Source organism: Paenibacillus sp. V4I5 (assembly GCF_030817255.1).
In the GTDB taxonomy this organism is placed as follows: domain Bacteria; phylum Bacillota; class Bacilli; order Paenibacillales; family NBRC-103111; genus Paenibacillus_E.
On the sequence record NZ_JAUSZB010000001.1, the window covers coordinates 223,600 to 246,701 of the forward strand.

The 23,102-nt window shown below is 42.3% G+C and carries 13 protein-coding genes; 12 read left to right on the plus strand and 1 reads right to left on the minus strand.

Going from position 1 to position 23,102, the window contains the following annotated elements:
- Window positions 1-54 precede the first annotated feature (54 nt).
- The 6 genes from QFZ78_RS01125 to QFZ78_RS01150 all read left to right on the plus strand — a co-directional run bounded on the left by QFZ78_RS01125 (window position 55) and on the right by QFZ78_RS01150 (window position 17,605).
- Window positions 55-3,363 carry a hypothetical protein gene (locus QFZ78_RS01125; protein ID WP_307544646.1) on the plus strand — a complete coding sequence of 1,103 codons (3,309 nt, stop codon included), beginning with the start codon at window positions 55-57 and terminating at the stop codon, window positions 3,361-3,363.
- Entirely contained in the window at window positions 3,261-6,833 is a 3,573-nt protein-coding gene (locus tag QFZ78_RS01130) for a glycoside hydrolase family 78 protein (RefSeq protein ID WP_307544648.1), read from the plus strand. The genes QFZ78_RS01125 and QFZ78_RS01130 overlap by 103 nt, the downstream gene beginning before the upstream one ends.
- 456 nt (window positions 6,834-7,289) lie before the next feature.
- Complete coding sequence (locus QFZ78_RS01135) at window positions 7,290-8,495, plus strand: S-layer homology domain-containing protein (RefSeq protein ID WP_307544650.1); 1,206 nt, start codon at window positions 7,290-7,292, stop codon at window positions 8,493-8,495.
- Between the two features lie 30 nt (window positions 8,496-8,525).
- Entirely contained in the window at window positions 8,526-15,860 is a 7,335-nt protein-coding gene (locus tag QFZ78_RS01140) for a CARDB domain-containing protein (RefSeq protein ID WP_307544652.1), read from the plus strand.
- A gap of 323 nt (window positions 15,861-16,183) precedes the next feature.
- Complete coding sequence (locus tag QFZ78_RS01145) at window positions 16,184-16,885, plus strand: metallophosphoesterase family protein (RefSeq protein WP_307544654.1); 702 nt, start codon at window positions 16,184-16,186, stop codon at window positions 16,883-16,885.
- A gap of 237 nt (window positions 16,886-17,122) precedes the next feature.
- Window positions 17,123-17,605: a GNAT family N-acetyltransferase gene (locus QFZ78_RS01150; protein ID WP_307544656.1), complete on the plus strand. Its 483-nt coding sequence runs from the start codon at window positions 17,123-17,125 to the stop codon at window positions 17,603-17,605.
- 103 nt (window positions 17,606-17,708) lie between these two features.
- Here QFZ78_RS01150 and QFZ78_RS01155 read toward each other — a convergent pair whose 3' ends face one another.
- A complete protein-coding gene (locus QFZ78_RS01155; RefSeq protein ID WP_307544658.1) occupies window positions 17,709-18,926 on the minus strand; it encodes an IS110 family RNA-guided transposase in 1,218 nt (405 codons plus the stop codon).
- Between the two features lie 418 nt (window positions 18,927-19,344).
- Here QFZ78_RS01155 and QFZ78_RS01160 point away from each other — a divergent pair, with 418 nt between their 5' ends.
- The 6 genes from QFZ78_RS01160 to QFZ78_RS01185 all read left to right on the plus strand — a co-directional run bounded on the left by QFZ78_RS01160 (window position 19,345) and on the right by QFZ78_RS01185 (window position 23,090).
- Window positions 19,345-19,629 carry a hypothetical protein gene (locus tag QFZ78_RS01160; RefSeq protein ID WP_307544660.1) on the plus strand — a complete coding sequence of 95 codons (285 nt, stop codon included), beginning with the start codon at window positions 19,345-19,347 and terminating at the stop codon, window positions 19,627-19,629.
- Between the two features lie 64 nt (window positions 19,630-19,693).
- Complete coding sequence (locus tag QFZ78_RS01165) at window positions 19,694-20,239, plus strand: GNAT family N-acetyltransferase (protein ID WP_307544662.1); 546 nt, start codon at window positions 19,694-19,696, stop codon at window positions 20,237-20,239.
- A gap of 250 nt (window positions 20,240-20,489) precedes the next feature.
- On the plus strand, window positions 20,490-20,981 hold the full coding sequence (locus tag QFZ78_RS01170) for a hypothetical protein (protein WP_307544664.1): 492 nt from the start codon (window positions 20,490-20,492) through the stop codon (window positions 20,979-20,981).
- A gap of 187 nt (window positions 20,982-21,168) precedes the next feature.
- Complete coding sequence (locus tag QFZ78_RS01175) at window positions 21,169-21,801, plus strand: stalk domain-containing protein (RefSeq protein ID WP_307544666.1); 633 nt, start codon at window positions 21,169-21,171, stop codon at window positions 21,799-21,801.
- Between the two features lie 191 nt (window positions 21,802-21,992).
- A complete protein-coding gene (locus QFZ78_RS01180; protein ID WP_307448668.1) occupies window positions 21,993-22,388 on the plus strand; it encodes a hypothetical protein in 396 nt (131 codons plus the stop codon).
- Between the two features lie 174 nt (window positions 22,389-22,562).
- On the plus strand, window positions 22,563-23,090 hold the full coding sequence (locus tag QFZ78_RS01185; protein ID WP_307544668.1) for a hypothetical protein: 528 nt from the start codon (window positions 22,563-22,565) through the stop codon (window positions 23,088-23,090).
- The last annotated feature ends 12 nt before the right edge of the window (window positions 23,091-23,102 follow it).

The window sequence follows — 23,102 nt, forward strand, 5'->3', positions numbered from 1 at the left end:
GCCAACGTAAGTGATCAATCCAAGTGGGATTGGGAATCAAAAGGAGGTGAAGATATGAAGAAATTGAGAAAGAAATTTCCATACATCTCACTAACATTTATTGCAATTCTGTTATTTCTGGGGGCGCTGCTGTCCGTTATTAGTAAGTTCTCATCAGCCGAGGCAGCAACGACACCACCGCAGTCTACGGTTGACGTTCAATATACATCGTCTTCGGGATATACAGTAGGAAGTGAAATGTTTGATGCTACACCGACGCTGGCGACTGATAACTTTAGCATTACAGCACCTGTTGGGTATGTCATCGATAACGTTACGGTAACACAAGTTGACGGGACGACTGGAACGGTATCCCCAGAGCTAGGCTCATCTAGCAATTGGAAGGGTCAATCGACTTGGACAGGCAAGGCTATTGTTCCGGGTCTTCCGCAAACTGTATCGTCAATAGGTAACAACTCGGAGCAAGGCTATTGGGCGTGGTACAGATACATAAAGAACGACCCTCGCTCGCCATATTGGTACGCCGATTTAAATTTTTCAGACGGTTCCTCGCAAAAGGTGAAGTCAAAACCGTCAGCCTATCCCTCTGATCCCGACACCATTGATAGTGACGGGACAGGATTGCCAGCGTATCCCGGGTTTACATCAAGCAGCTTTGGAAAGTCCCTTCAATTAGTGGCTGCTAGGAATAAGGCATACTATTTAGGTTCTACGTATATCCATTCTACGGCGGTTGCTTCATCTTCCGTCCGTGCAATCGACAAAAGCCTAGATACCGCTAAACCTATTGATGGTCCGGCGGGAGTAGATTCCGGGTACACGATGCCATCCACGATTCCGAGTTTTACGGTTGCAAGTGGGGGCGATTCAGATCACTATAACATCGATGCTGTCGTTGACTTCAACCAGGCGAGTTACTACTCCAAGCAACTGAATTCGCCAGCAAATGGGGCCGCAGTGATGGTATACTACTATGCCTTTACGGTGGACTTAGAGGGGACAACATACCGTTATCGTCCTAAAGTGAATGTCACATTTGCGCCGGCACCGACTACAGCAGACCTTGGAAATTTAGCCGTAACATCAGCAAATTCTTGCTTTACACCTGGCACTGCTGAAACATTCAACTTCTCTTTCCAGAACTATGGGACCCAGGACATTAATTCTACGATTACAGCCCATGTTAGAGTAGATGGAAGTCCTCTGCAAGATTTCACTTATGGTTCCGGGCTTAGGGCAGGACAGAAGGCGACAGGGAGCTTCACTTACACCTTTTCAGCTGCGACGACGAAGTCATTCACGCTGATCGTAGATTCCCTTCCGGGGGAAAGCAATACTTCTGACAATATCCAGAGCTTTATGTTCACGGCTAAGTCGACGTGTATGTCTCCAGAAACGGTAACGGCGGATTTTATTGTCCAAAAGCCGTCGATTCCATTCGGTGATAAAAACGGGATTCAAGCTAACAATATCTCGGTTTCTGGAGGAAGCGGCTGCTCCATCCAAGAGGTAGCGTATACGATAACACAGAATGGGAACAGTGAGGTCAAAAAATCGACATCTGCCTTCTCATTTGATATTGGTGGGTTTACGCCTCAACCGAAATGGCTATCGGTAGGTACTGTCACAGTAACGCTAAAAGTCACATCGACTTGTGGCGGGCAGGCAACAGCAGGACCGAAGTCGTTTGAAGTTACAAAGCCAGTATCATGTACACCTTCCAATAATGCTCCTCAGTTTAAAGCGGGATTTGTTTACCATGGAGCAAGCTCAATGCCTTATGCAGTAGACACGGCATTCCCAGGAGATTGGTTGGATGTACAAATCATACAAGATACAATATCTGACCCGGCGACTCCGAGAGATCCTGATGGTGACCCGTATTACTTCTATTGGGACTGGAGCGGAGCTGCTGCCAAGGATTCATGGCTCAAAAAATACGTTGATGATTACGATCCTTGGGAGTATGAAGAAAGGTATTCCTTCCCATTCTCCATGCGATTGACGAGTGCAGAAGATGGTACGCACTCAATTGATGTTTACGCTACGGACCTTTGTGGCAACACATCAATGAGTAAGGCCAGCGTGACCGTCATGGAGCCGAATCCGATTCCGGCGATTACATTGCCACCGAAGGTTGTAGAGGGTAGACCATTCAGCCCAGACATCAGCGGCGCAAGCAGTTGGAGTCCTATGAAGCGTTCCATTACAGGTTATGATTGGCATAATACAAAGCAAGCAGTTTATCCAAGCGCAGGAAATTACTCGATTAAGCTGGATGTCACAGACAGCGCGGGACTAAGATCGCTTTCTCCTGCAAATGCAACGCTCAACGTTTTGCCTGATCTTCCGCCTATAGCAGATGCAAGCTTAGCATCTAAAGGTCTGCGGGGCATCGCGATGAATATGCACGACAGTTCATTCAGTCCTGATGGTGATACTATTGTTAAGCATGTGAATACCATTACTTGCGATACAAATTTGAATGGTGTCTATACCGACGATCCTGTGACCACCGTCACACCAGATGGTAGTGGTAATTTCACATTTACTCCTACTGTACTGTCTTCTTGTAAATTGAAGATTTATGTTGAAGAGGATTGGGGTAAATCAGCAACAAAAGAATTCCTTTTCACCGTAGTGAATCAGCAGCCAACATTAGCAATTGATGTAAAAGGCGATATGCCCGCCCCACCCGTTGTAGAGGGTGTGAATTACAACATGCAGGAATTGCTGACCGACACTTCCAGATTTAAAGTTGACGATGCCTACAGTGCTAATCGCCTTGCTGGGATGTATTATGACCCAACTGAAAAAGCGTTAGCTGCGCCTGCTAGGTCTTACAGTCTGTACTCTGTACCAACTAATGGGACATTCAGTATGGCCACAACAGGTTATGACATGTATGAGTATGTTTGGGGAACTCGTGGTCAGACATATGTACCGATGGGTGAGAGGGGCTCGAAGGATTCTTGGTATAGGTTTGCTACCGACGGTTCTTTCATGTGTTCTAGTGCTTGTTGGACACCATATGGCTATTATTTTAGTGTCTTCGATGCAAGAACCAATACCGCTAGAACAATGTCCAGTACCGACTCTACTCGTATTTGGGAAGCCCATGTCAATCCTGTGGCGGACATGTTGTGGATGCGTAGTTACAATCACCCACGCAGCTGCAGTAGTGATTACTGGAGATGCCCATCAATGGGAACTGTTACCGACCGCTATTCAAGCTTTCCAACGTTGCCTCAGGAAACTATGTGCCATATCAAACAACAAGTGGACCTTATCAGGGAGCACATCAAGCTGGGCAATATGCCTTCTGGATGGTACCTGATAACGCACCTCCAGCGGGTTGGGTAAGTCCTGCTCCGGTACCTCCAAAGCCAGTAGACACACCACCGTTTAACTTTATCAACAATGGTGTCAAGTCCACTGTTCCTACGGCCATCAACCAGAAACGAGATAAGGCAGGTAACTTCTACGCCTTTAAGTGTACTTCCTCGAAGGTTGGTTATGGTCAGGATGATAACGGGAACACTACCTATATAGATAGCTTCAGCTGTAACCTACAAAAGTATAGTCCTGATGGTGGGACAGCCCTGTGGACAGGTGCCAAGACCTATATCAACTACGATAGCGGTTGTTGTTACTGGTCTGTAATGACTTCTTCACCATATTTGGATATCGTGTACCACACTGCTGATAACAAGAGATTGATTACCAGTGATGGAATATACGATAACGATACAGGGGCATATATTGGGCAGGTGCCTGGCTTTGACTATTCTGGGTTGAAGGGTGTGAATCAATATCCTGCCAACGGGTATGGTTATGGGCAGATCTACAACAACATGTTTGAAAAATCCTATCAAGATGTTGTTTACTATCAAAGAATCAAGACGGTTTCTAGTTATAACTGTGGAAGTGACGATAGTAGTACCTGCTATAACTATGTAATTATGCACACCTTGTATAACATAAAAACTGGGCAGATTGTTTTAGAGATTCAGGGCGCAGCGTATAACAGTGATAGTGATAACAATCAGTACTTCCGTACTACAGGGGTATTGACTTCTGACGGTAAGTTTGTACTCCCACTTACTGGTTATGTGCGGAAAATTGTACCACCGTACACATGGGAGCAAACATTTTCTGCTATCTCTATGAGGGTTTATGACGTGTTAACGGGAGACAAGCTTATGGAGTCCCCGATGTTTGAAAACTTTGCAAAATCGGATAGGTGTAGTACTTGGGGTGGGGATATCCAAACTATCCTGACTGGCGATGGTGAGGGTTATTTCCGGTGGAGCAGTGATGATGAAAGTGATGGTAGCTTTGATAACTTCTGTTACTCGAGTCGTAAGTTTACTTTCTCTGGCTCTAGTACTAGTGACGGCAAGTTCAGTTATGGTAACGTCGTTGATAACTCGCAGACTCTGGCAGATGGTTCTATGTATGTTTCTGTTAAGTATACAGACACTACATTCAGTGATCAAAATGGTGCTGGAATAACCTTCCGTGCGCAAGATAATAAGAACTATTATCAAGCTGAATTGACCACTCAGGGAGTTGTCCTAAACAAGGTCGTTAACGGAGTACGAACACAATTGGACAAACAAACCAATCCGTTAATACCTGGAGTCTACTCCGATCTGAAGGTCAAGGCAAATAAGAATCATATAACTGTATATGTAAACGGCGTTCCTTTGATCGATGTCTATGATTCACAGTTTTCTAGTGGTAAAGTTGGCATATTTGCGAGTGCACCCAACTTGTTCATGAAGAGGTTCCATATCGAAAAGTATCCAAACAACAGCACGACTGTTGATAACGTGGTGCTTGTCGACTCAACGATCCAGTACAATGTGAACTTTACGGATCCAGAAAATGATCCCGCCATTCCGCAACTCGGCAAATGGACATACACCAATACAACACCTCAGAAGTTTCTCGATGCGGGGGATGGAAAGTCAGATACGAATGCAACAAATTCGTATGTGGATAGGGAAGTGAATTCTCCGATTGCGAGTATTAACAAGGTTGGGATATTCAAAATCAGCTTTACGGAACCAGACGATCCTGCACCTGTAGGAAAGCGATATCCCGATAACACTTACGCCGCATTTCGAAGCTTCGCAGACCCTGATACCAAGTTAGTTGCCGTTCATCGGAAACCGATTAGCTTCTTCACGGTTAACCAGAATGCAGACTTCACGCTAACTTGGAACGAAGGCGGCTACGACCCAGACAGGTGGTTAAGCTCAACTAACTATTCGACCGAAAAAGCCGAATTTGCTACAAATCGCGGTATTTACCAACGCATGTATGGTTATACCGACCCTGATGGAAATGTTGTAAGTGGAATGCTCACTCGTCCTAGCAAACAAGGGACATATACCTTGCGCGAAGCTGTTGCAGATGAATATGGGGCTTGGAGCGATTGGCATGAGACCTCAGTATTTGTTCTTACACCACCTCCGAACAATCCGCCAAACGTGGTACAGACTTTCCCAACTGGGACGCAAAGTAGTCCAGACTACGTAAGCTCACTTACACCGACCGTTACTTGGACTCAGAGTGATCCGGATCCAGGCACCATTTTCACGCAAGCGAGAATTTTGGTGAAGGACGAATTAGGGAACACGGTCATCGATCGAACCGTCACTCAAGGCACGACGTCAGCGAGTGGTTCATGGCAACTCGACACTGCTTTGGCTGTTGGAGCCAAGTACCAAATGCAAGTAATGATCAGTGACGACGCCGGGGCATGGAGTCCATGGTCAAGTATCGGATGGATCATTACAAACCGTCCGCCAAGTTCCACAATGACTTATCCAACCGGTGCATCCGCAGCGAGCCCGACGATCGTGAATACGTTGCGACCAGGATTCACTTGGAGTCAAACCGATCCAGATCCGGGTACGGTATTTACGTACTTCCAGTTGCAAGTAATGAATAGTAGCGGAACAGTGATTTATGACACGGGGCAGTATTTCCAAGGATCAGCGTCGGCGACGCAAGGTTGGGTTCCAACTGTAGACATGCCGGCGAATCAGCCGCTTCAAGTACATGTTCGTGTATTTGACGGGTATGCATGGTCGCCATATTCAGCATCAACGTGGTTCTTTATCAACCGTCCGCCAAGTGGTAACATAACATTCACGACGCCGATATATCAAAACGACACTCCGACTTTTACTGTGAACGTGTCAGATCCGGATGGAAATGCACTAAGTGTGAAGGTGGATATCAGTTTCAATGGCGGGGCATACACCAATTTGATGTCGTGGAGCAATGTGGCTTCGGGTTCGACGAGAACTTTCACGTACGGACCGCTGAATCAAGGAACCTATAGCCTAAGACTAACTTTGGATGATGGGTTAGGCGGTACATATTCGCAGACGTACACTTTTACTGCATTACCGCTAAGCATAACCGGACAAGTCACACACACTCCGGAGTGGGAAGCTTATCGACAGTCATGGAATTTGATGTACCCTACGAAGAGCAGAGGTGCAAATGTATTCTGGGCCGGCGAGGCCTTTGAATTATCTGCTCAGGTTACGGATACGGGTTCTTCGGCTACAAAGCCTGTAAGTGTAAGTGCAAGACTCGTGCAGACCAATGATACAGCTGCCATGTCCTCTTCGAATCGGATTAATTACACCGGCGAGATGCTGAATACGAATTTCGTCCATACACTATCAAGTGGACCGTATACAATGCGATTTACTGTTCAATGGAATAATGGACTCATTCAGACCACTGATGTCCCGATCACTATTGCGGGAAATATTTATGACGTAATTGTGAATCAGCTTAGAAGTTAGAAGAAGGATCAACTCCTTCTTCTCTTCTTTTTTCTAGTATTCGGATTTGGGGTAGAACATCGATATTATGTCAGGAAAAAATGCTTTTCCGAATTGATGGATTATATGTTGGTGGAATTAGGGTAGCTCCTTAATGGAAATCGGAAAATAGGAGCCTTTTATTTGCATTATATAAAGGTTCTAAGATATACAATAATAAATTAAAAATCATGTCGAAAATCGCTGTAGCAAATGGTTTTTGCTTGTGATATCATGGTAGGCAGATCAGAACTACCTTCCGCAAGCAAGCGACCCTATGGGTGCAGCGTATGACATGACAGTGTTTTTTTCTGTCATGTCGGTGACGTGCCTCATAGGGTTTTTTTCTTTTCCGGAAGACGATCACCTCTCAGTAACCCTTTATGCCTCAAGAGGTATGGTTTGAACTATCTTATCTTAAAAAAAGGAGAAATGATCATGGGAAAACTCATTTTGAAAAGGAAACTTGCTCTATCTGCTTCGTTAATGCTTTTATCTTTGATGAATGCAGTGCCTACAATGGCAGATGATAACCCAACTGGATTTGCAGACATGCGAGATCATTGGGCTAAAAAAGCCGTAGCAACGGCTATTGCTAAAAAATATGTTGATGGTTACAGTGATGGCTCGTTTCGTCCAGAGAACTATGTGACGGGCGCCGAGTTCATTAAAATGATTGTAACCGCAAGTGAGCTGAAAGTGTCTGGCTCAACTGAAGGAAGTCAATGGTTCGTGCCTTACATCAAGGCAGCTGTTGAAAAAGGTTTGGTTCGTGAAGAAGCAATTACGGCCTCTTTCTTGGAAAACCCGATCACGCGGCTTGAAATGTCTAAAGTTGCCGTTCGTTCAACTGACCCATCTTTGCAACAAAAGCATGTTAGTCTTAATGATCAAGGTGTGATGTATACTGCAGTAAACAAAGGTCTTATCCAAGGTTTATCTGGTGGGGAACTAGCGCCTGAAGGTAAAACAACACGTGCTCAGTCTGTTACAATCGTTGAACGTGTTCTTACACTAAACAATGGTGAAAAACTTCCTGTTGACAAGGTGGCTATTGGACAAGCTGAGTTGCAACTCAAACGCACTAATATGTTCTCTATGATTCCTATGTTTACAGCACAACAAAACGAGGGTCTAACTTGGTTGCCTGAGAAGTTAACTTACGCAACACCAGATGGTAAGTACAAAGGTGAAATTGATCAAGTCGTTGCTATTGACATGGAAGATGCAAATGACCCTAACCGTCATCTGCTGGGTGATATCAATGAGTTACATTGGTTCGATCAAACAGAGCGTTCTGGTAAGGAAATGCCGTTAGTAAAAGACTACCCTAAAAGCTATGTAATTTTGGTTAAGTCACATACTGTGTTTAATAATGACACCGAGTCTTACCCAGGTCGCTATGGTTTGGGGATGAGTTTTACTGGATTTAAGATACCGGATGAAAAAGCATTTCATAACGGAACTTTAAATACCTTGACTTCGGTATTTAAAAACAGATTCGGAGACATGGGGGCTTTTATTTTACCAAAAGATGGTGCTGAAGCTCCTAGAGGGATCGACATTCAAATTTTTGTTCCGGCCAAACCACCTGTTAAGGATATGACTCACACAATAACATCGTTGCAAACATATCAACCGTAATGGTGCTTATCGTGAGAGGGGTGGTCTAACTTGAATTTAGGATTATTAAAGAAACGTGTTAGGATGGTCAGCATTGCGCTTCTCGCTATGATGGCTTTGGAATCAAACATTACGCAGTATTTGGGCGAGGAGCTAAGAGCATTGGCCGCCTCGCCCGGCACTGTGACCTCATCTATAGCTTTCACTGCTGGTGGTGCTGAGAAGATTGGTACCAAGTACTATGCCTCCAGCAACTACTTATCGGGTGGCACTGTCAACATTACAAATGTGCCTGCAGGTAATGTCATCAAGAGGATTCTACATAATGGGGAAGACATAACACCACCTGCTGCCATTGGGGTGAAAGATTATTCTGGGGCAGTAAATGATACTCATAGCGGGACGCAGATCACTGTAGCTTCAACAGATAATAGTTCCGCGAAAGGGTATTATGCTTGGTATCGTTACATCCCAGGAGGTTCACAAGGCTCTAACTGGTATGCCGACGTTTTCGATAAGAGTGGGAATTCGGTTAAGATAAGTTGTGGTCCCTCCAACTTTGGTCCTGCAACACACCATAGGGGGTCTTCCGCACCAACGGAGTCAATTGGTGGTTATTTTATGCCAAAATTCCCAGGCTGTGATTCCACGGACTTTCCGGAGCTACAAACGCTTAGTTTGAGCGCCACAAGGGATTCTTCCAAACCGTATAAGACAGATGCAGGGGTTTCGATTGTTGATTCCGTTGTGTCAAACGTTACTGCAACTAAAGCAACTGTAAACACTGCTGTTACCCCAATTATCGGGCCAAATGGGCAGACAGGGCTACCGAGATCCTCAGCCATAACAGTAGTTGATGTTACATCAAATGCTAGTGATGCTGGCGAATACCGTGTCCTGTTCCAGCAGAAATTCACCAACTTTGTGGATGGTTTTGATTCTGAGTATGAGATCAACTCTCCAGCAAATGGTGCGAAAGTTGTTACCTACTACACCGCATTTCTCGTGGATCTACAAGGTTTCACCTATGAGTACGATGGTAATGTAACAGTTGAGTATGAAACACCACCTAATGCACCTAACATCAGCAGTGTTTCCATTACCGCACCTTCTTGTGTGCAAGCAGGCAGCTCAACATCGTTCAGTTTCAGTTTCTCTAATACGGGTGGCACAGACATCACCACAGCTTTCTCTGCCAGGGTTGTTATTGATGGCGCAACTTACCAAACATTCAACTATACAGGGTTAGCTTCGGGCACGCCTAAAACAGAAACATTCACCAAGAACTTTGCAGGTACTTCCATGTATAACGTGGCTATATTTGTAGATACCGTTTCAGGTGAGAGTAATACTGGTGACAACAGCAAGTCCGTTACCGTTACACCAGTTTTAAGTTGTGCTGCCTTACCTGTGCCAGAATCAATCACCGGTACATTCACCTTGGATAAAACAAGTATGACTTACGGTGACGACAACTGGGCAACACCTGTTGGTGTGGCTGTCACAGGAACTGACGGTAGTGGTAATGCTTGTGTCATGAACAAGTTCGGATTCATCTTCGAACAAAATGGTTTGATTGCTGATGGTGTCAGCAACACAAGTTCACCGTCTACTGGTAGCTTTGCTGGACCGCCCTATCCTAGAGGTATGGGTGAGGGTGTGGTCAATGTTACTATGAAGATTTTTTCAAGTTGCGGAGGTTCCAAAGTAGTCGGGCCACAGACCTTTACGATCAGCATTGACACTGATAACGCTGCACCATTCTTTACTCCTGGTTGGTTCGCCAACAGAAACACCAACAACTACCCAACAATTGATGAAATCGTTGTAGGCAACTTTGTTGACTTAGGTGTCGTGCTAGACAAATCCAGAACACCTAATGAGCCATACGATCCTGATGGCGATGGATTCTATTTCAACTGGGATTTCAAGGGAAGTACTGACCCTTGGATTAAAAGTTTCGCGGACACTTCTACAGGATACGGGTTTAGTGAGTTGGCATACGATGGTGACACCTATCGTAACATCAAAGCTGATGTGCTAGGTTACCACACTGTTTATGCCACAGCAACAGATAATCGCGGGGCAAAATCAGGCAGACGCTCAGCGACAATCAATGTCGTAAAACCGAATCCAATTGCTGCATGTACTGCGCCTTCTGAGGTGAAAGCAAATCACCCACTAGCTGCTAATGCAATCAATGCTGACAAGAGCCGAAGCCCAATGGGTCGTACAATCGATCATTCTAGAGATGTCTGGACTAATAAGTTACCTGTTTATTCCAACAATACCATGTCGGATATCACTGTCGCAGTTACATTGGAAAGGGTTTACGATTCATCCGGATTGGAGTCCGAGAACATCAGTTCATGTAATATTATCGTCCACCCTGATTACCCACCAATTGCCAAAATCAATGCACCTTCACTGGGTATTCGTGGTGATGGCTATGATATTTTAAATGAGTCCTACAGCACTGATGGTGACAACATCACGCAAGTGTTGTGGTATATCAAGTATGATGCTGACAATGATGGCAATCTGGATGAAGAATCTTGGACATCAATCACTGGTGATCTTAATAAGTATTCATTCAGTCCAACCAAAGTCGGTAAATACAAATTCAAACTTCGTGCAGTAGAAGAATTTGGTGCTTTTGCTGAAGCCGAGTCAGGTATCATGGATGTTATCAACCAAGCGCCTGAAGTATCGTTCGATCTTTCAGGCAATGGTCCGAACCCAGACCCGAATCCACCAACAGTTTACAAAGCTTCTGACATCCTTGCTACTTGGCCATTGGTTGCGACCAACACCAACAGTGTGTTAAGCAAGCTACCGACTTACAATTGGCAGAATGATAATGAAACTTTGGCAACTGGGGCAGGTAAAGGTAAAGAATCTCAGATATTCGGTGTCAATCGAATAAGTACTCCGGCAGGTCTCGGAGATGTTGATTCTTTCAGTGCTCCATTGAATGACAATGGTTTGGGCCGGAATGGGTTATCCATCTACAAAGCCATGACCTCCCCAACTTTTGGGTACTCACAACCTTTGTTCTATCCTGGACCAGATGGGCAACCAGCTGGTTGGGTAAGCGGAGCAACACCCGTTTCGTCCGACAAAGTGCATCTTTACTTCACAGGGTCTTCCAGTTATTCGGACCCGTCTTATAAATTCTATGCGTTAAACAAAAACAAAATTGGTCGTTATGAGGGCAAGTATGTTCAGGACACCACTTCTTGCACTTCCTGCTTCGCAACCTTTTCGTACAAGCATTACTGGTTAGATGGTAACCCATACGATTACACCTTAGACATTAATAATGTGCCGAGAAGTCAGTTGACTTCTATGAAGGATGTCCCGTACTACGTCAATTCCTCTAACACAGGAACAACTAGACAGGTGTCAGAATCAATCAGTAATGCTGCTGCGCCGTACCTTGCTGAGAAAACGGTATATCTGATATTCACAAAGATAACACCGGTCAAGTATACTCGCGACACGTCAGGCGATAGCGATCAAGATTATATCACTAGTGTTAACAGCACCATGGCGTGTAGTTTCAAGGCTTTGGATGGCACTAGAATAGCTTGTTTCGATATCCCAGGTTCTACAGGGCAATGGGGAAGTGCAACCGTTAAGGCTACACTAACTAGTGGTGACCACCTCCTAATCCTTATGGATTCTGCTGGCTATTACAGCCCTAACGGATATTTCGGAGACAGTTATTATGAGGTTGACCTTTATGGTAATATCCTAAAAGCTGGGACGATTCCTAATAACAACCCACCTGTACCAACTGTATACGAGAAAAAGTATGCACAATGGCCTTATACCGACACACCAAGAAGCTATACACCTGCTCAGTACGACACTGCATCTTGTTCTTACGCACAATATCAACAGCCTTTCCGCGATAACATGGGCAATACCTATTTCTACGAAACCAAAACATGTGTTGATTCTGCTGGTAATGCCATCAACAGCTCTGACCGAAATCTTAGGTTCTTTCCAGAACTCGGTCTTGGTGTTTATGTTGCTAAGTATGACAAGAATTTCAAAGTTGTTTGGCGCGCTAGAACTGGTGGTAACAATCTTTATTTCAGTGCTGCTTGGACTTATGACTGGCGTGACAACCTCAACACCATGATCGTCAATCCAGCCAATAACACCATCATATCAAAAACGTTGTATACTGTTGGTGGTTCATGGGGCGATAGCCGTTCCATTGTCAATAATGTGATTGACATGACAACGGGTGGCGTCTGGGGATGGGGTGGTCCGCAGGTCTCAGGTATGTCTGCTAATCTTCACGTAGACGCTTGGGGTAATTACCAAGGTGGTAAATGTGCTGCCAATATCTTCAATCAGTGCAGTAACATCAGCACAGGTGGGAATAGCGCTACATTACAAGGTAGTCTAGGATTCATGTCCAGTGCAACCCAAACAGTCAGCAAAATGTCCTTTAGCGAATATATGGGCGACGGATTACTTCTGTCAGCTTACATGTATCATTCGTGGGTCACCGGCTACAACAGCCCACCATATGGCGACACTGTGTACTGGATTGATAAGGGTCCGATAGCTGAAGCTGCTGCTGTAAACATTCAGCGGTACCAATATGGTCAATTCATCTCACCAAATGTTTTGAATGACGCGGATATCGCCTACAACTTCAAAACAGAACAAAACAAAATAGACACTAACTTATTCGGATATTCATTCCGTATGCAAGACGGTGCAAATCGCTATGCTTTGGAGTTTGATGGCACAAGCATGTATCTGTCTAAATATGTGAGCGGTGGCAGGACAGTTCTCGCTTCCGCACCATATAACATTCAGGACAGTAAAAGCTACAGCGTCAAAATCAGAACATCTGGAAATGTATTGAATGTGTGGGTCAACAAGGTTAATTACTTTAGCGATATTGTCGATAACAGTTTCCCAACCAGTGGTAAGTTCGGTGCGTTCTCTGATAAGTCATTTGTACAATACAGTGCCATGACCTCTAAGCCATACGCTGAAGCTGATTTATGGTCAGCCGACTATGCCATCTTGGACGAGGATTCCGGTAAGGCTGAGTTGAAGTATGACAACATCAAGTTCGAAGATCCTGAACTTGACCCAATTGCTGGTTCATTCGCTTGGACCTACACCCACATACCAATGTTTAGGAACAATGGGGGATTGTCTCCATTGAGCGGTCAAAGCTTTGCGTCAGGGCAACCTACTTTCGATCGAGTTGGTAAATGGGATATAGCCTTGCGAGCAAAAGATGATCCTTATCCAGCGGCGATCTTCAAGTATCCAAACATGCTATTCGACTCTTACCGGAAGAACTCCAACACCTTCAAGAAGAGTATCACAGTGCATCGTAGACCGGTAGCTGTATTCACTGCTGCTATGCAACCAAACGGTGTGGTTAACTATACCGCTAATAGCTACGACCCAGACCGTTACGATATAGGTACTGGAGGCATGGACGCAGGCTACGAAGCAAATCATGGTATCTTCGAAGAAAAATGGTATTACATCACCCCTGATGGTAATGTCATCAATTCAAAACTGGACCGCGTACAAGATTCAGGAACCTACACAATTGTCTTGCAAGTTAAAGATGAGTATGGTGCCTGGTCATGGCCAGCCACTGAAATAATTGATGTGGGTCTTCGTCCTAATAATCCACCTACGGTAATATTAACTTATCCTGGTGGTTCTGTGGATAAACCAGACTTCTTTTGTGTCGGTTGTAACCCAACCATTTCGTGGAGCCAGAATGATATAGACCCTGATACAACGTTCACCGCTTATGAGGTGTACATTGGCCAAATAACTACAGATTGGATGGGTCGTCCTGTTGAATATGACTACTACAGTACGGGAGTAAAATCTTTTACATCCAAAGCCGCTGCATACAGTTACATTGCTACCAATGTGGTTGGATCTACTAATGCAAAATGGCATATCAAGGTTCGTGTTAAGGATGAAACAACATGGTCTCAGTGGAGTAATGATGGCTATCTTGGAAGTGTGCTTCCTCCTACTGTCAGCCTGACATATCCGACTGGTACGTATGAAAATCCTTCTTCAATGGCTTCATTAAAACCAACAATTACATGGAACCAGCTGGACCCACAAAATGGCTCCATCGTGTACCAACAAGTGCGTGTGTGGAACGAATCTGGAACACTGCTCTCTAGTGGAGATACCAGCGTCCCCGTTGCGGATCGCCCAAAAACTCAGGCGTCATGGACCATGACTGCTGATGCTCCTTTGGGTGCCAAGTTAAAGGTACAGGTTAGAGTGCAGGCTGTAAGTGGTGTGTGGTCTGATTGGTCAACTGTTGGCTGGATGACTTCAAATAGTCCACCAAGTGCAAACATGACCAACCCATCAGGCACACAAGCTGCGCCTACCATATTCACAACAACCAAGCCAACCTTTGAGTGGAACCAGACTGACCCTGATGTTGGAACAGTGTTCTCCCATTTCCAAATCGAAGTAACTAACGAAGACAATACTGTAATGGTGTTGGATAGCGGTGTGACGGTTCAAGACTCCACCTCCAATACAGGAAGCTGGACAGTGCCATCTGATTTGCCTACTGGACAGAAGCTGCGTGTTAGGGTGAGAGTATTTGACGGGTATGTGTGGTCCAATTTTTCACCGCAAACGTGGTTCTTAATCAACCGACCACCGACAGGTAATATTACCTTTATTACTCCGATCTATCAGCATGACACACCAACATTTACGGTGAATGTTTCAGACCCAGATAACAATGCAATAAACGTGATTGTGGATGTCAGCTTCAATGCGGGAGCTTACACCAGTATCATGTCATGGAGCAATGTGGCATCGGGCTCAACAAGGACTTTCACGTATGGACCGCTGAATCAAGGAGTCTATACCTTGAGACTGAATTTGGACGATGGCTTGGGCGGTACCTATGTGCAGACGTATACCTTTACTGCATTACCACTAAGCATAACCGGACAAGTCACACACACTCCTCAGTGGGAAGCGTACCGACAGTCATGGAATGTGATGTTTCCTTCAAAGAGCAGAACTGCGAATGTTTTCTGGGCAGGAGAAGCCTTTGAATTATCTGCTCAGGTTACTGACACGGGCACTTCGTCGACAAAGCCAGTAAGCGTAAATGCGACGCTAGTACAGACCAATGATACGGCTGCTATGTCCTCTTCAGATCTCATTAACTACACTGGTGAAATGCTGAATACGAATTTCGATACTACGCTTTCAAATGGGCCGTATACGATGCGGTTTACTGTTAATTGGAGCAACGGACTTGTTCAGACCACCGATGTACCGATCACTATAGCGGGAGATATCTGGGATGTCATTGTGAATCAGCTTAGAAATTAGAAGAAGGAGCAAATCCTTCTTCTTTTCTTTGTTGGATGACAAATTGGTTTTGAAATGGACAATAAAGTTTAGAAATGACAAATAAAGTATTGAAATAAAAAAACGTTCGCTCATTAGCTCTGGGTGAACGTTTTTTTACTGAGTGGTTTAGAGTTAGAGCATATGATTAACAATTTAGTTGCAGCGGGGGGGGGGGGGGGGGGGGGGGGGGGGGGGGGGATTAAGCTAACGGGCAGTTTAGTTACAAATAAAGGAAACCCGTGTTGAGTGGAGAATAAACTGTTAGTTATTAAATTGAGATTTCTCCAAGGAAGTGAATTACGTTGTACGTAACTGGTGATCTTCATGGGTATATAGATATTGGTAAATTGAATTCCAAGCGATTTCCCATTAATAGAGATTTAAGTAAAGATGACTACGTAATAATTGCTGGAGATTTTGGACTTGTATGGGACAATAAAAATGATGAATTATATTGGAGGAAATGGCTAGCTCGAAAAAACTTTAGTACTTTATTTATTGACGGAAATCATGAGAATTTCCAGTTGCTTAATTCTTACCCTGTAGAGAATTGGAATGGTGGAAACGTACATCGAATAAGCGAAAGCATTATACATTTAATGCGAGGTCAGATTTTTACTATTAAGGGATACAAGATATTTACTTTTGGTGGAGCTCAATCTCACGACAAAGAGTATCGAAAAGAGAATGTTAATTGGTGGCCAGAAGAGATGCCATCACTAGAAGAGTACCATGAAGGAATTAAGAATCTAGAGCGGCATAAATGGGAGGTTGACTTCGTAATCACGCATATGTGTCCTACATCGACCTTGCTGATACTAAATGAATCTAATAATACTGGTATTCATGAGGATCAGTTAAGTGATTACCTTGAGCAAATAAAAGAACGCTTATCTTATAAAAAGTGGTATTTTGGTCACTTTCATAGAGATATGGAATTACCAAATAAACAAAAACTTATCTACAAGTCAATAGAAGAGCTTCCCAACAATGATTCACGATAAAAAATGCCAATGAGGTGTGTATGAAAATTCGGATTTCAATCAAGAGCATCTGACGCTCCTGGAATGAATTTATTTCTTTGACCTAACGGAAAACGATAGCTAAACAGTGAAGGGCCGCGTGGCAGCCCTTCACCCCGCTAACGGGCAGTTTAACGCAATGATTCTCTTCTTGGATATGTGTTACAATGTCACATGAAATGATAACGATTTTTTGTGAGAAGAGGGGGATTGCAAAAGATGGATTTTTCAATAAATCTATACGAGAGACCTACTAGATTTGGTGACCCTATTACGCAAAAGATTAATCAATTAATAAATTCATTGACTGGTATTTGGTTTACAGAGGATGTTGCAGAAGACACATGTAAAGATTTAATGTTTCAAGATTTATTGTGTGCTGAGAGTGATGGACAAGTTACATCTTTTATAGTCTTTAAGAGTGCAGAAGGCTCAATTTCTATTTCATTAATGGGTACTGACCCGAGATACCATCGCAAAGGGATCGGTTCCAAATTGTTATTGCATTTGTTGGAACACGTAAAGAAGATGGGCTTTAATAAAATTGTTGCTTTAACGGTGCCGCCAAGCTCGAAGCCAGTGTATCAGCAAACTGTTCAATTCTATGAAAAGCATGGATTTAAAATCGAAAAGGAATACACTGAGCTATGGCAGAGTGGAACAATTCAGTTGGTGAAAATCCTGAACTCCCATGAAAATTAAAACTACAGTCACTGAAAAAGACAATAGTAAAGAAGACGCAGCTCATTCATTTTTTTAAAAGGGTGAAGCGCCCGGAATAAAACATATTGGTATCTTTGAGTAATTAAGAGACTTCTGAAATGGTCACAGAATAACCTAAGCTTTCTAGTCGTCGAACCGCGTACTTTACAATAGATTGTTGCTTCTGTTTGTCAAAGTATTCTTCACCTAAGTCAACATAAATTTCCTTACGAGTTAAGAGATAGTAGGCAATTCTTAACATTGCATGAGCCACATTGATGGCTGCTCGTTTTTTTCCTTTTCGCGCTGCTGTACGTCTATACATGGCGCCGAGGTAGTTTCTTGACGCTGCAACAGAATGGGCTGCTTCAACTAAGGCAGATTTCAGATATTTGTTTCCATTTTTGGCTTTGACAGATTTTCTCTTTCCTGCACTTTCGTTATGTCCAGGTACGAGTCCTGCCCAGGAGCAGAAATGCGCAGCGCTCGGAAACTGCTTTTTTATATTCGTCCCGATTTCCGCTAAGATTTGTTCCGCCATTCGAGTGGCTATACCAGGAATCGAATCTAAACGTTCGACGTCGTCATGGAATGGGGTTACCCTTGTAGCGACTTCTTGATCTAGCATCTCGATCTGTTCACTTAAGAAATCAATGTGAGTTAAAATGGTTTTTATCATTAGGCGTTGGTGAGGGTGCACATAACCCTGAAGAGCAAGTTCAAGATCATCCTTTTTTCGCTTCATGGTGCGTCTAGCGAAGTTCGCTAGTTTTTCAGGATCATCTTCACCATCTGCAATTGCACGCAGCATATCACGAGAAGAAACGCCCATAATATCGGACACAACTGAGCCAAGCTTAATATTTGCTCCTTCTAGCACTTTTTGAATTCGGTTGTTTTGTCTAGCTCTTTCTTCAATGATACTGCGACGGTACCGAACAAGTTCTCGAAGCTCCCGTTGATTTCGATCTGGAATGAAACTTGCTTTGAGGAGTCCATGACGAAGAAGCTTGGCAATCCATTCCGAATCTTTGACATCTGTTTTACGTCCAGGCAGTGCTTTCATATGCTGAGCATTCACCACTAAAAATTCAATTCCTTCAGCTTCAAGTAAATTGACAATAGGCTTCCAAAATACCCCTGTGCTTTCCATCGCAACATGAGTACATTCATGTTGTTTAATCCAATCGATGAGCTGTAATAGAAATACAGTTTTCGTTGAAAACGTTTGAATCTCCTTTCCCTTCGAAGTGAGAATACATGCTGTAATGTTGTCCTTATGAATATCCATACCGCATGCTCGTTCAATGACAACTTCCATCTTAAAAACATCCTCTCTTTGGCTAAATCAGAGTAGAGGCTGGTGCAACAATCAGAGTAGGATTAATCTCCCATGAGTGCTTCCCAAAAGGGAGCGACAATCTGTGATGCACCGTGATCGTTGGAGTCAGACTAACGGATGGGCTCTAAGGCACCATAGTTCATCGACCTTCCTCTCCCAGCCATAGTAGCAGTATTGACAGATTTTTCACCCCATTTTCATCATCTGTGGTGCGGCGCTTACGCTGCATGGATGGCTAACGGGAGAGAGAACAATAGTGGAATAACCAGGGAGCAGATTGCCGCAACATCTGCTTCCTATTTTCATTGAAGTAACAGAAGGATACTTAAATCAATTCACGAATACCAAAGGTAAGTATTTTCAATGTTACGGATAATACTTTTGAGGAGGATTCCGAATGGACATTGAATGGATTAATGAGAAATACAAGGAAGCAAGTAGAATATTTGACTCTACTTGGGAAGTTTATGAATGGGCTGATTCACTTTATCCTGACTTTGCAGGAGGTCTAAGAGTTAACGTAGGATATGCAACTCCAGATGATAAAGTTTTCGCGCATTTAGCCGAGCACCTTCCAAAATGGGCTAGCAACAACAATGTAAGGATTAGTGTTAATACTTCAAAGGATTTAGTGGATGGGAAGATGATATATAGGATTTGGATAACACCGTTTAACGAGTAATCAAGAAATTAATTCTTATGTTTCGAATCTTTAAGCGAGCGCAGAACGATAGCGGGGTGAACGAATGCTAAACATACGAAAATCTAATAAAACTGACCAGGAGTTTTTAGTTCTAATTGATTTAAAAAATGATGGGTACACACTTTCGGATGTAGTTGATATGACAGAACAAAATAAAGAGGAACATAGTAAGAAAATAGAAGGATTTCTCACTGACTCAGATAAAGGTGTGTTTGTTATTGAGGATTCTGCTTCCAACAAACCAATTGCAATGATAATGTATTCCATAGCAAATAGGGATTCCGTGTATCCGTGGAAAACAATTTACAACGAATTAGACAGAAACCTATTTCAAATTGATGGGCGGTTTATCGAGATATTTCAATTATGGGTTCATCCAAGTTATCGAAGATTAGGATTAGCGACTAAGCTAAAGCTCAAGTTGGAGGAAGAAGCTCAAAATCATAAAGTTAATTTAATTTATACACATACAGAAGAAACAAATAATCATGTCATCGAGCTAAATAAAAAAATTGGTTATCAAGAGGTTCGCCGTGGGCCAATTTGGGATGAAGTAATCCGAGTAAGCCTGATTAAGCAATTAAGCTAACGGGGAACTATAGTTGAACAAACGTAAAATGGCTGCCGCGTGCAAGCCTATTGTGCTAACGGGCAGTAAAGTGTAATTTGTAAAATGATGGAACTTTTGTGAGCATTGAACGTCTAATTGAGTAGTTAAAACTTACTGGAAGGAGACAAAACAAAGACAAAGACAAAGAGGTATTGAGAAAATATAAATACAAAGGATAAAAGGGCCATGGTGTTTGTGAAAAATTAAATTAACAAAAAGGAGTTTTTATATGAGACAAAGTTCTAAATTTGCTTCTATCCTGACAGTTCTTTTTTTAGTTACTTGTGCTGGGATAGTCAGTGCAGCTGGGTTACAAGATAATAGGTCGCTTGAAGAGAAAACGAGCAGACCAATACAGAAGGTGCAACAACAAAATCTTGAAGAATCTGCTAAGGGCATCGTTACAGATTATTTTAATGCCATTATTAAGGAAGGTGACGCTGGTGGAGTAACCCCGTTAATAGCTTTTTCATTGGGAAAAGTGGACATTTCAGATTCAGCAAATATCAAAGTATCGGTGGATTTGAAGTATAAAGATGATAATATGGAATTGCCTTCAGTAGATTATTCAGTTGTTCGAGTTGATGATAAGTATCAAGTACAGAAACAAGTTTGTATATTTGATGCAATTCCAGGTTCTCCTACAAAAGGCACAGCGTCTTGCAGCAAGATTTTTATTGAGCATGAAAATGGATTGATGACCGTTCCTGGTAGAAAATAACTAATGACATTCACTTTTAAAAACCACGCACGATAGTTGAATAATGGCTGCTTCGGCAGCTATTTTATTTGCCCTACTAACAGGGCAGATTATTGAAATAGCTTGCGTATAAGAAAGTTATAAATGGAAAATTTTCACTTGTTCCCTTCGTCTTATTTTTTAGAACTGAATGTTGGGAGTGATGAGTATGAAAAAGTTTGTTTTAGGTCTAATTTGCGGCATTGGTTTAACCGCAACAACCGCTGTTTATGCGTCTGACATGATACAAGCGTACTTATTTCCAGCTAAACTTGAAATCAATGGACAAAGCAAGGAATTAGATAGCGAGTACAAAATTTTGAATTATAATGGTCATGCCTATTTTCCTATTCGATTTATTGCAGAAAACTTAGAATTAGGTGTTAAGTATTCGTCCATGGATAACATTATTTCTATTATGAAAGAACCAACTCAGATCGATGAATATGCTCATAAGGTATGGCTAATTCAATATAAATTAAATGTGGGACAGAATCAAAATTATGTGAAAAATATTTTAGGAGAACCATCAGTAGTCATTATGGATGACTTACAGCAGGAAGTATGGTGGAGATATGATATTTCTGCAAAACCTAATTATAAATACAATCAAGTGCAAGATTTTGATATCAAAGGTTTGGAGAATGGGGACCTTAATGCCCAGTTGTATATTAAATGGTTAAAACAAGAAAAAATAGAAGATATTTCTTTGGGGTATACAAAGGGAAAAGACGCACAAAGACGAATTTACTTCCATTATGTTCTTCCTGATGGATCGACTCCTGGTGGATTGTACGAGTAATGTCGACAAAAATGATTAGGCAGCTTTCTCAACTAAAGAGCAGTTCCTTTTTTTATTTTCATTGAAGTAAAGGGCAGTATAGTTAAATAATTCATCTTTGAAGAAAGTGAATATTCCATGCAAATGTGTTAAATGTAGTGTCCTGTCCATACATATAGAAAAGTGAAAGTGTATGGAAAGGGATGAACTAAATGAAAATTGCGTTGTATATTATTACTGTTATTAGCTTATTTGTATCAGCAGCTTGCAGTAACTCGTTTAGTGAATCGGATGCCGTAAAATATACTTTAGCCAAGATACATGAGTTAAATGACCCACATTTATTTGTTGATTTTCCAAAACGAAATGGAAGCAGAAATATGAAGGTCACGATAGGTGGTATGTATGGAAATACAACCAATTTAAAGTTAACAACGAGTGTTAAATTGATTGATAAAGAAACATACGAAGTTACCCTTATCAAAGATTGGAACTATAAGGTGAATGATATAAGAGTGAGTAGCTTATGGAAATTTAGGGTTACACAAAGCAATGTGACTCTTTTGAAAAAAGACGACAAGGATGATTTACTGGCTGCAATAGGTTGATGATTAGAAGATAGTGTCCTCATCCAAACCAAGTACATTACGCTAACGAGAAACGCTAGCACAACAATATTCATTGTATGTGAGGATACCTGTCTAACAAGGCTATTATACGTATTCCGCAAAAAAGACGTTATCTGAATCTGAAATAACCTTGAATCATGGAGGGGAGGGAACATGAGAGGTTTTAGAATTATTTTAATCCTATTATTTATTTCACTTGTTATTTCTGGATGTAAAAGCAAGACAATTGAAGAAGAGTTTTATAAAACACATAAAAAAGAAGGACAGGAAATAATTTATCAAGGTTTCGTAATGAAAAGACCGTTCATTTTATATAAAGCCCCTTTTGATAATGGAAATATTGGTGTTGGCTTGGCAATATTTGAGGGTGATGAGGCTAAAGGATGGAAACTGAGTTCATCAAATGCAATGTATAGTGATAATAAATTATTAATAGATCAATCAAGAATTAACTTTAATGACAATGTTAGACGGCATTTAATATATGGTTTTATTAATGATCCAGAAATAAACAAAATTGAAATAATCGATAAGAACAATCAAGCTATTGAGGCTAATATTATTCAGACTAATTGGAAGAGAGTATATTTCGGATTAGTTGAAATGAATGAATTGAGAATTAATGCTTATGACAAGAACAATAAAATCCTGTTTGAAGTGCCGTACAAGAGCAAGAATTAGATTGTTACTCAA

Bases quoted from the DNA above. Each gene is read 5' to 3' on its own strand.
- QFZ78_RS01125 (WP_307544646.1), top strand. From the start codon at position 55: ATGAAGAAATTGAGAAAGAAATTTCCATACATCTCACTAACATTTATT.
- QFZ78_RS01135 (WP_307544650.1), top strand. From the start codon at position 7,290: ATGGGAAAACTCATTTTGAAAAGGAAACTTGCTCTATCTGCTTCGTTA.
- QFZ78_RS01150 (WP_307544656.1), top strand. From the start codon at position 17,123: ATGGATTTTTCAATAAATCTATACGAGAGACCTACTAGATTTGGTGAC.
- QFZ78_RS01155 (WP_307544658.1), bottom strand. From the start codon at position 18,926: ATGGAAGTTGTCATTGAACGAGCATGCGGTATGGATATTCATAAGGAC.
- QFZ78_RS01160 (WP_307544660.1), top strand. From the start codon at position 19,345: ATGGACATTGAATGGATTAATGAGAAATACAAGGAAGCAAGTAGAATA.
- QFZ78_RS01165 (WP_307544662.1), top strand. From the start codon at position 19,694: ATGCTAAACATACGAAAATCTAATAAAACTGACCAGGAGTTTTTAGTT.
- QFZ78_RS01170 (WP_307544664.1), top strand. From the start codon at position 20,490: ATGAGACAAAGTTCTAAATTTGCTTCTATCCTGACAGTTCTTTTTTTA.
- QFZ78_RS01175 (WP_307544666.1), top strand. From the start codon at position 21,169: ATGAAAAAGTTTGTTTTAGGTCTAATTTGCGGCATTGGTTTAACCGCA.
- QFZ78_RS01180 (WP_307448668.1), top strand. From the start codon at position 21,993: ATGAAAATTGCGTTGTATATTATTACTGTTATTAGCTTATTTGTATCA.
- QFZ78_RS01185 (WP_307544668.1), top strand. From the start codon at position 22,563: ATGAGAGGTTTTAGAATTATTTTAATCCTATTATTTATTTCACTTGTT.